Source organism: Nocardioides sp. NPDC057577 (assembly GCF_042801335.1).
In the GTDB taxonomy this organism is placed as follows: Bacteria; Actinomycetota; Actinomycetes; order Propionibacteriales; family Nocardioidaceae; genus Nocardioides.
Genome location: NZ_JBHVGB010000228.1, coordinates 1 through 7,884, shown reverse-complemented (window position 1 = coordinate 7,884; position 7,884 = coordinate 1). Strand labels below are relative to the sequence as shown.

The window sequence follows — 7,884 nt, the reverse complement described above, 5'->3', positions numbered from 1 at the left end:
CGTTAGAACGAGCCGACTCGGCGTTCTTTACGCAGTCTTCTTCTCGGCGTCGAGGGCCGCGGTGACGACGTCGAGGAGCGGAAGCGCCGCCAGCTCGTCACGGGTCACCCAACGTACGTCGTCGGTGGTGCCGTTCTGCTCGACCACCGTGGGGCTCGCACCGTCGGCGACCGTCGCGGCGAAGATCAGGTGGACGCCGTGGAACTCCTCGTGACGACCGCTGGGGGCCGTGCCGGTGATGTTCACGTCGTGCACATCGAGCACGGCGCCGACCTCGCAGCTGAGGCCGCACTCCTCGACCACCTCGCGCTTCAGCGCCTCGCGCGGCTGCTCGCCGAAGTCGACGCCGCCACCGGGCAGCGTCCAGGTGCCCGAGTGATAGCCGAGCGGCGAGATCCGGGTGAGCAGGATCGCGTCGTCGGAGGGGCGGGTGATGAACGCGTACGCGGCGAGCCGCTGCATCCGCGTCGGCTTGCGCACGTCGAGAGCATCGGTGACCAGCGGGGACGTCGGGATCTCGCCACTCGTCACGGCCGCCAGCGGCAGCCAGGCCGCCTCCGCGGTGGACCCGTCGACCTCCATCGTCTGCGGCTCGGGAGCGTCGTGGGGCACCCAGCCGTCGAAGACGATCCGGATCGCGTGCGAGTTGACACGCCGGCCCAGCCGCCAGGCCTTGGCCTGGTGGACGGAGTAGACCCGTGCCTCGACACCGACCTCGACCGGCACCCCGGCCTCTTCGTAGACCTCGCGCACGACCGCGTCGCGGGGGTTCTCGCCGTGGTCGATGCCACCGCCGGGCAGCGTCCACCGCTCCTCCGGCGTGACCTTCTCCGAGAGCCGACTGAGCAGGATCTCCGGCTCGGCGGCCGCACCGGCCCGGATGATGACGGCGTACGCCCCCACCCGCTGCACCTTCGGAAGCTTGCGTCGCCGCCCACCGCGGCCCCGATTCCGCGTCGCCATCAGCTGAACGGGGGTCGGGAGTCGAGAGCCAACGAGCGGCGACCGGCCCAGCGCCACACCTTGGCGGCCCGGTCACGGTCCTCGTCGGTGACCAGGTTGCCCATCCACCGCAGGGCCAGAGTCATCAGCCAGTCGGAGCGCATTCCCGCAGGTCCGAGGGTGGATACCAGACGGGGACGGGTCGCGACGCCGGCCAGACGGCGGGCGATGGAGAAGGCCTCGCCGTAGTGCTCGCGCAGGGTCGCCGGCCAAGCGGTGGCCAGGTCTTCCCCCGCGATCAGCGCGTCGGCGACCATCCGCCCGGTCTCCAGGCCGTAGTCGATCCCCTCGCCGTTGAGCGGGTTCACGCACCCGGCGGCGTCGCCGATCAGCGCCCAGTTGGCGCCGGCGACACCGGAGACCGCACCACCCATCGGCAGCAGCGCGGACTTCTCCGCCCGCAGCTCGCCCGTGAGCCCGAACTCCTCGCGACACTGCTCGGTGTAGTGCCTCATCAGCGGCTTGATCGCGACGTCCGCAGGGCGCTTCGAGGTGGCCAGCGCGCCGGCGCCGATGTTCACCTCACCCGAACCGAGCGGGAAGATCCAGCCGTAGCCGGGCAGCGCCTCACCGGACTCGTCACGCAGCTCCAGATGGGAGGAGATCCACTCGTCGTCGGCCTGGTCGGAGGCGATATAGGCCCGTCCGGCGACGCCGTAGACGGTGTCGCGGTGCCACTCGCGGCCGAGCACCTTCCCCAGCGGCGAGCGCACCCCGTCGGCGACCACGACCGACCGGCACGCGACCTCATGGCCGCCCTCGAAGACGACCGCGGCGATCCGCTCTCCATCCCACCGAACGTCGACCGCGCGCACGCCGTCGACAGCGGTCGCGCCGGACTTGATCGCGACCGTGCGCAGGTGGTCGTCGAGCTCGGTCCGCGGCACCGCGGAGCCCCACGACGGCAGCGTTCCACCGGGCCAGGGCAGGTGCAGCGTCTGCCCGAAGCCGTGCGCCCGCAGGCCCTTCGAGACCGGGTGGGCGCGCAGCCAGTCCTCCAGCCCGAGCCGGACCAGCTCGTGGGTCGCGCGCGGGGTCAGCCCGTCACCGCAGGTCTTGTCACGCGGGAAGACGGCCGCGTCCGTCAGCAGGACATCGACCCCGGCGCGCGCCAGCCAGGCCGCCGCGGCAGAGCCCGCTGGGCCGGCCCCGACGACGAGCACGTCAGCTGACTGCGGAAGGGACGAGGTCATGCGCATATCTTCCCAGAACCGGCCAACGGCCCGCGAAAGAACCCTCACCTCTGGCCGAAGCGGGCCTCTGCTAACTTATTGCAAGTTCTTCGCATTAGTCCTGAAGCAGTCTCGGAAGGCCCCCACGTGCACGACCCCCTCGGCGTACGTCGCCGCCGTCGGCGCGCCGTCGCCTGGCTCCTGGGCCTCCTCGCCGCCGCCGTGGTGACGGTCGTGGTCGCGGTCGGCCTGGGGGCTGCGTACGTCACTCCAGGGACGGTCGCGCAGATCCTCGGCCACCACCTCCTCGGGCTGCCCGAGGCCGGCTGGAAGGCCACCGAGGAGGCCATCGTGTGGAAGGTACGCCTCCCCCGTGTGCTCCTCGGCGCCCTGGTCGGAGCGGGCCTGGCCGTCACCGGCATGGCACTGCAGGCGATGGTCCGCAACATGCTCGCCGATCCCTACCTGCTCGGGATCAACTCCGGCGCCTCCAGCGGGGCCGCGGCGGCGATCCTGTTCGGCGTGGGCACGGGCCTGGGGGCGTACGCCCTCCCCGGCTCCGCCTTCCTCGGCGCTCTCGCGGCGTCGTTCCTGGTGTTCGCGCTCGCCCGCAGCGGCGGCCGGGTCACCTCGCTGCGGCTGCTGCTCTCCGGTGTCGCGGTCGGCTACCTGCTCTACGGCCTGACCAGCTTCCTGATCTTCGCCTCGGGCTCTGCCGAGGGTGCGCGGTCGGTGATGTTCTGGCTGCTCGGCTCCCTCGGCCTGGCCCAGTGGGACGGCCTGCTCGCCGTCGTGGCCGTCGCCGTGCTCGCCACCATCACCCTGCTGACCCTGTCCGGTCGCGGTCTCGACGCGCTCGCGATCGGCGACGAGACCGCCCACACCCTTGGCATCTCCCCCGACCGCTTCCGCACCCTGCTGCTGGTCATGGTGGCCCTGACCGTCGGCGTCGTCGTCTCGGCAGCCGGGAGCATCGGCTTCGTCGGCCTGGTCGTGCCGCACCTGGCCCGCCGCGCCGTCGGCTCCGCCCACTCCGTCGCGATCCCGGCCGCCGCCCTCATGGGCGCGATCCTGCTGGTCTGGGCCGACGTGCTCGCCCGCGTGCTCCTCCAGCCCCAGGAGATCCCGATCGGGATCGTCACCGCGCTCCTGGGCGCCCCGTTCCTCATCGTCCTCATCCGGCGCTTCTCGGCGCGCGACGTCTGACCATCAAGGAGCCGACAATGATCCGCCCCATGCTCGCCACCGCAGCCCTCGTGCTGGCCACGACCACCGCCTGCGGCGCCGACGCCACCGGTGACGAGGCCACCGCGGACGGCTCCCCTGTCATCATCGAGAACTGCGGCGCCGAGGTCACCTTCGACGCGCCGCCCGAGCGCGTCGTGATGCTGAAGAGCTCCGCGGTCCCCTATCTGCACGCGCTCGGCGTGATGGACCAGGTCGTGGCCAGGGCCGGCGAGTACCCCGCCGACTACTACGACGCCGAGACCCAGGCCGAGCTCGACGACATCCCGCTGCTCACCGACGAGATGGACACCAGCGGCCATCTGCAGATCTCCAAGGAGATCGTGATCGCCGAGGAGCCCGACCTGGTCCTCGGCGAGGTCGACAACCTCTCCCGGGACACCCTCGACGCCGTCGACATCAGCCTCCTCGAGGAGCCGGCGATGTGCCCCGAGGGTGTCGAGGACCCCGGTTTCGATGACGTCTACAGCCAGCTCGAGGCCTACGGCAGAGTCTTCGACAAGAAGGACGAAGCCGCCCAGGCTGTCGCTGACCTGCGCAAACGTGTCACCGCGCTCAAGACGAAGAAGGTCGGCGAAGGACGTACGGCGGCGGTGCTCTACCCCACCGTCGGCGGCGGCGTCACCTACGCCTACGGCACCAAGTCGATGGCCCACCCGCAGCTGGAGGCGGCCGGGTTCGAGGACGTCTTCGCCGACGTCGACGAGCGGGTCTTCGAGGTCTCGACCGAGGATCTCCTCGAGCGCGACCCCGACGTGATCATCCTGCTCCACAACACCGGCGACCCCAAGGAGGTCGAGGAGTCGATCACCCAGCTCGCCGGCGCCGAGGACCTCACCGCGGTCAGGAACGGCGACGTGATGGCACAGCTGTTCAACTTCACCGAGCCGCCCTCGGCCCTCTCCGTCGACGGCCTCGAGCGGATCATCGACAGGTTCGCCAAGTGATCGAGGCCGCCGGCCTGTCCTGGACGTACGGCACCACGAGCATCCTCGAGGACGTCGACGTCGCCTCCCACGAGGGCCGGGTGCTGGGCCTGATCGGCCCGAACGGGAGCGGCAAGACGACCCTCCTCCGGCTGCTCTACGGCGCCCTTCGCGGCAGCGGCACCGTCGAGATCGACGGCGACGACCTCGCCACCCTCCCCGCCAAGCAGGTCGCCCGGCGCCTGGCGGTCGTGGTCCAGGAGTCCGGCACCGACACCGCCCTCACCGCCGGCGAGATGGTGCTGCTGGGACGTACGCCGCATCTGTCCGCCTTCGCCAGGGCCGGCGAGCACGACCTGGCGATCGCCGCGGAGTGCCTGGAGCGGGTCGGCGGGACCCACCTCGGCCCGCGCTCCTTCGCCGCCCTCTCCGGGGGCGAGCGGCAGCGGGTGCTCATCGCCCGGGCGCTGGCGCAGGAGGCGACCCACCTGCTCCTCGATGAGCCGACGAACCACCTCGACATCCGCTACCAGCACGAGATCCTGTCCCTGGTGCGGAAGCTGGGGACGACGGCGATCGTCGTGCTCCACGACCTCAACCTGGCGGCCCGCTACTGCGACGACCTGGTGCTGCTCGACCGGCGCCGCGTCGCCGCGCGCGGCACCGTCGACGAGGTGCTCCGCCCCGAGATCCTGGAGCCGGTCTACGGTATCGGCATCGAGCGGCTCGAGCTGCGCGAGGAGATCCACCTCCTCTTCCGCCCCGCGACCTGACCCGCCTCAGAGCTCTGGGTCGGCCTCGACCCTGGTCTCGGGTGCGGCGTCGTCGTCCGGGTCGACGCCGGGAAGGTGCGCCTCCCAGAGCTCGACGTCCATCACGTAGAGCCGCAGCGACGCCTCGCCGCGCAGCTGCTCCGGCTTGAACGCCCGAGCGGTCCCGACCAGCCGGTGGAACGCCACCTCGCAGCGTTTCTCGAGCTCGAAGTCGGGCACCTGGCGCGCCATCCCGGTGACGTACGCAGCGCTCGCCCCGGACCCCGGCAGCACCGAGGAGTCGAAGATGACTCCGGCCACGCGTGGGTCGCGGACGATGTTGCGGGAGTGCTGCGCATCGGGTGCCGAGACCCAGTAGAGGTCTCGGTAGCCGTCGTGGGAGAAGTAGACCGGCGAGGTACGCGGGCGCCCGTCGGGATCCGAGGTCGCCAGCACCAGGTAGGCGACCCCATCGACGATCCCGCGGACGTGTCTGTCCAGATCAACTGCCATACCCCAGAGGGTAGGCCACTTCCTCAGTGCTGACCTGCGTATATACGCGGGAGCTTGTAGCCGTGCTCGGCCAGCACCTCGCGCAGCACGTCCGACGGATGGCAGCTAGTGGAACGCGTGATGAGACAGGAGCGACACGTTCTTGTCCGCACACCCGGTCGTCTGGTGCCGGACGAACTGGGAGTCGTAGGAGTCCGGCACGTAGATCCGGAACCCGTCCACCTCGGTCGGCCTGCAGTCCGAGGCCGGGTAGTTCTCGGCCGTCGACTCGGAGACCTCGCTGACCGCCACCTGCCCCGGCTTCATGATCACCGTGCGCCACTTGCCCTCACGCGCCGCGGGCGCGCCGACCTGGGTGCCGTCGTTGCCCCCGACGTACGAGAGCCCGCCGAAGCCACCGAGGGCACACGCTTGGTCGGAGACATTGGTCAGCGTGATCTCACCGAACCGTGAGCCCGCACCCGAGTCGGTCGCGCGATAGCCGGCCTTCAGGTCGGCATTGGCACACTTCGGCGTCACCGGACCCGCCGGCGCAGGGTCGGAAGACTCAGTCCTCACCGGCGAACCCCCCGTGGCCGCCGGTGAGGACTGAGTCGGGGACGATGCCGTGCTGCTCGCTTGGGAGGGGTCCGCGGTCCCGGAGGCAGATGGTGACGCGTCGACCGCCCCGTCCGTCGTCGACGCACAACCTCCCGCCGCGAGCACGCCGAGGATCCCGAGACCGACCATCATCAGCCGCATGTGCCGCATCGTCGCTCCTCGAGTAGCAGACAATTCATCGTCCCACCCCTGAGACGTGCGGGCGTGCCGGTCCGTTGCATCTCGTTTCGAGATTTCTTCAGACCCTGCTGTCGTACGCCGTCCGAGCAGCGTCAACCTCCGGCATGTGCTCCTCGGCCCAGGTCTTGAGGTGGCCGATGACCGGAAGCAGCGTCTGGCCGAGCGGGGTGAGCTCGTAGTCGGTCCGCACCGGCACCGACGGGGTCACCGTGCGGATCAGCAGGCCGTCGCGCTCCATCTTCCGCAGCGACTGGGTCAGCATCTTCTGGCTCACTCCCTCGATCTGCGACGCCAGCTCCGAATACCTCAGCGGGCCGCGGAGCCCCAGCGCCACGATCGCCAGGCTCACCCACTTGTCACCGATCGTGTCCAGGAGCCGCCGGCTCGGACACAGCGCCGAGAACGCGTCGAATCCGCTGTGCTCGTATCCGGGCCGCTCGGCCGTCGTCGTCCCCATGGCAGACCTCCAGGTGCGTACGCCACTTCAAAGTGCCTTCTTCCCAAAAGAGAGTAGGGCACCGAAAGTAGTACACGCAAGCACGCCAACCACCGCAAAGGACGAACACCATGTACGCACTCATCTCCCGCGCCGGCGACCCGACCCCGCGCCTCGAGGAGCTCCCGCCCCATCAGCTCGGCGCCGACGAGATCCGGGTCGAGGTGGCCGCGGCCGGCTTCACCCTCTTCGACGCCTTCGTCGCCGGCGACCACGCAGCCATCGGACTCCCCGATGTGATCGGCCTCGGCTTCGACTTCAGCGGCGTGGTCACCGAGGTCGGCGAGGCGGTGGCGACCTTCGCTGTCGGTCACCGGGTCGCAGGGTTCCACGGCAACCCGGCCGCCGGCGCTCGCGCCCACGCGACCGAGGTCGTGCTCCTCGCTTCCGACGCTGCGCCCATACCCGACGGGCTGACCCTCGAGGCGGCCGCCGCGGCGCCGCTCAACGCGCTCACCGCCCGCCAGGCGCTCGACCTGCTCGGCAGCGAGCGCGGCAGCCTTCTCGTCACCGGTGCCGCCGGCGGCGTCGGCCTGTGGGCCTCGGCGCTCGCCAAATCCGACGGTTGGACGGTCGACGCCCTGGTACGCCCCGGCACCGAGCACCTCGCCACCGGTGCCGACCACACGGTCACCGAGATCGAGCCGGGCGCCCACGACGCCGTCCTCGACCTCGCGGCCCTCAACGAACCGGCCCTGGCAGGCGTACGCGACAACGGCCGCTACGTCAGCGTCAAGCCCGGCCGCGCCCCGGAGCCGGAGCGCGGCATCGAGGTCTCCACCGTGATGAGCCACGCCGACGGACCGGTCTTGGCCGGACTCCTCCAGCTGGCCGCCGACGGCACCGTGCCGACCCGGATCGCCGCGACCCGACCGCTGAGCAAGGCCGCCGAGGCCTACCAGGAGGCCGTGGCGGCACCGGGCTCCGACGGCCGCTGGCTGCTCGTGCCCTGAGGGCGAAACGCGCTCTGGCTAAAGCATCACTTGCTTGATCTCGAC

Annotated in this window: 9 protein-coding genes; 4 read left to right on the top strand and 5 right to left on the bottom strand. The window is 70.8% G+C overall.

Annotation, left to right across the window (positions count from 1 at the left end; genetic code table 11):
- Positions 1 to 27 precede the first annotated feature (27 nt).
- On the bottom strand, positions 28 to 963 hold the full coding sequence (locus ACFU7D_RS27285; RefSeq protein ID WP_378873270.1) for an NUDIX domain-containing protein: 936 nt from the start codon (positions 961 to 963) through the stop codon (positions 28 to 30).
- Positions 963 to 2,195, bottom strand: coding sequence for a geranylgeranyl reductase family protein (locus ACFU7D_RS27280; protein WP_378873268.1), 1,233 nt, complete (start codon positions 2,193 to 2,195; stop codon positions 963 to 965). The genes ACFU7D_RS27285 and ACFU7D_RS27280 overlap by 1 nt, the downstream gene beginning before the upstream one ends.
- A gap of 126 nt (positions 2,196 to 2,321) precedes the next feature.
- Between ACFU7D_RS27280 and ACFU7D_RS27275 the strand changes: the two genes are divergently transcribed.
- Genes ACFU7D_RS27275 through ACFU7D_RS27265 form a run of 3 tightly spaced genes read left to right on the top strand, consistent with a single transcriptional unit; the run spans position 2,322 to position 5,118 of the window.
- Positions 2,322 to 3,380 carry a FecCD family ABC transporter permease gene (locus ACFU7D_RS27275; protein ID WP_378873266.1) on the top strand — a complete coding sequence of 353 codons (1,059 nt, stop codon included), beginning with the start codon at positions 2,322 to 2,324 and terminating at the stop codon, positions 3,378 to 3,380.
- A gap of 17 nt (positions 3,381 to 3,397) precedes the next feature.
- Positions 3,398 to 4,366, top strand: a complete 969-nt coding sequence (locus ACFU7D_RS27270; protein ID WP_378873265.1) for an ABC transporter substrate-binding protein — start codon at positions 3,398 to 3,400, stop codon at positions 4,364 to 4,366.
- Positions 4,363 to 5,118, top strand: a complete 756-nt coding sequence (locus tag ACFU7D_RS27265; protein WP_378873263.1) for an ABC transporter ATP-binding protein — start codon at positions 4,363 to 4,365, stop codon at positions 5,116 to 5,118. Before ACFU7D_RS27270 ends, ACFU7D_RS27265 begins: the two co-directional genes overlap by 4 nt.
- A gap of 6 nt (positions 5,119 to 5,124) precedes the next feature.
- Here the strand turns inward: ACFU7D_RS27265 and ACFU7D_RS27260 are convergent, their stop codons facing one another.
- The 3 genes from ACFU7D_RS27260 to ACFU7D_RS27250 form a co-directional block, all read right to left on the bottom strand.
- Positions 5,125 to 5,610: a pyridoxamine 5'-phosphate oxidase family protein gene (locus ACFU7D_RS27260; RefSeq protein ID WP_378873261.1), complete on the bottom strand. Its 486-nt coding sequence runs from the start codon at positions 5,608 to 5,610 to the stop codon at positions 5,125 to 5,127.
- Between the two features lie 105 nt (positions 5,611 to 5,715).
- Positions 5,716 to 6,168 (bottom strand): DUF4232 domain-containing protein, encoded by a 453-nt coding sequence (locus tag ACFU7D_RS27255; protein ID WP_378873259.1) that lies wholly within the window; start codon positions 6,166 to 6,168, stop codon positions 5,716 to 5,718.
- 280 nt (positions 6,169 to 6,448) lie between these two features.
- The gene (locus ACFU7D_RS27250; protein ID WP_378873257.1) at positions 6,449 to 6,847 is read right to left on the bottom strand and encodes a winged helix-turn-helix transcriptional regulator; all 399 of its coding nucleotides are present in this window, start codon (positions 6,845 to 6,847) and stop codon (positions 6,449 to 6,451) included.
- A 110-nt stretch (positions 6,848 to 6,957) separates the two neighbouring features.
- On the opposite strand from ACFU7D_RS27250, the gene ACFU7D_RS27245 reads away from it, so the two are divergent.
- Positions 6,958 to 7,839, top strand: a complete 882-nt coding sequence (locus tag ACFU7D_RS27245) for an alcohol dehydrogenase catalytic domain-containing protein (protein WP_378873255.1) — start codon at positions 6,958 to 6,960, stop codon at positions 7,837 to 7,839.
- Positions 7,840 to 7,884 lie beyond the last annotated feature (45 nt).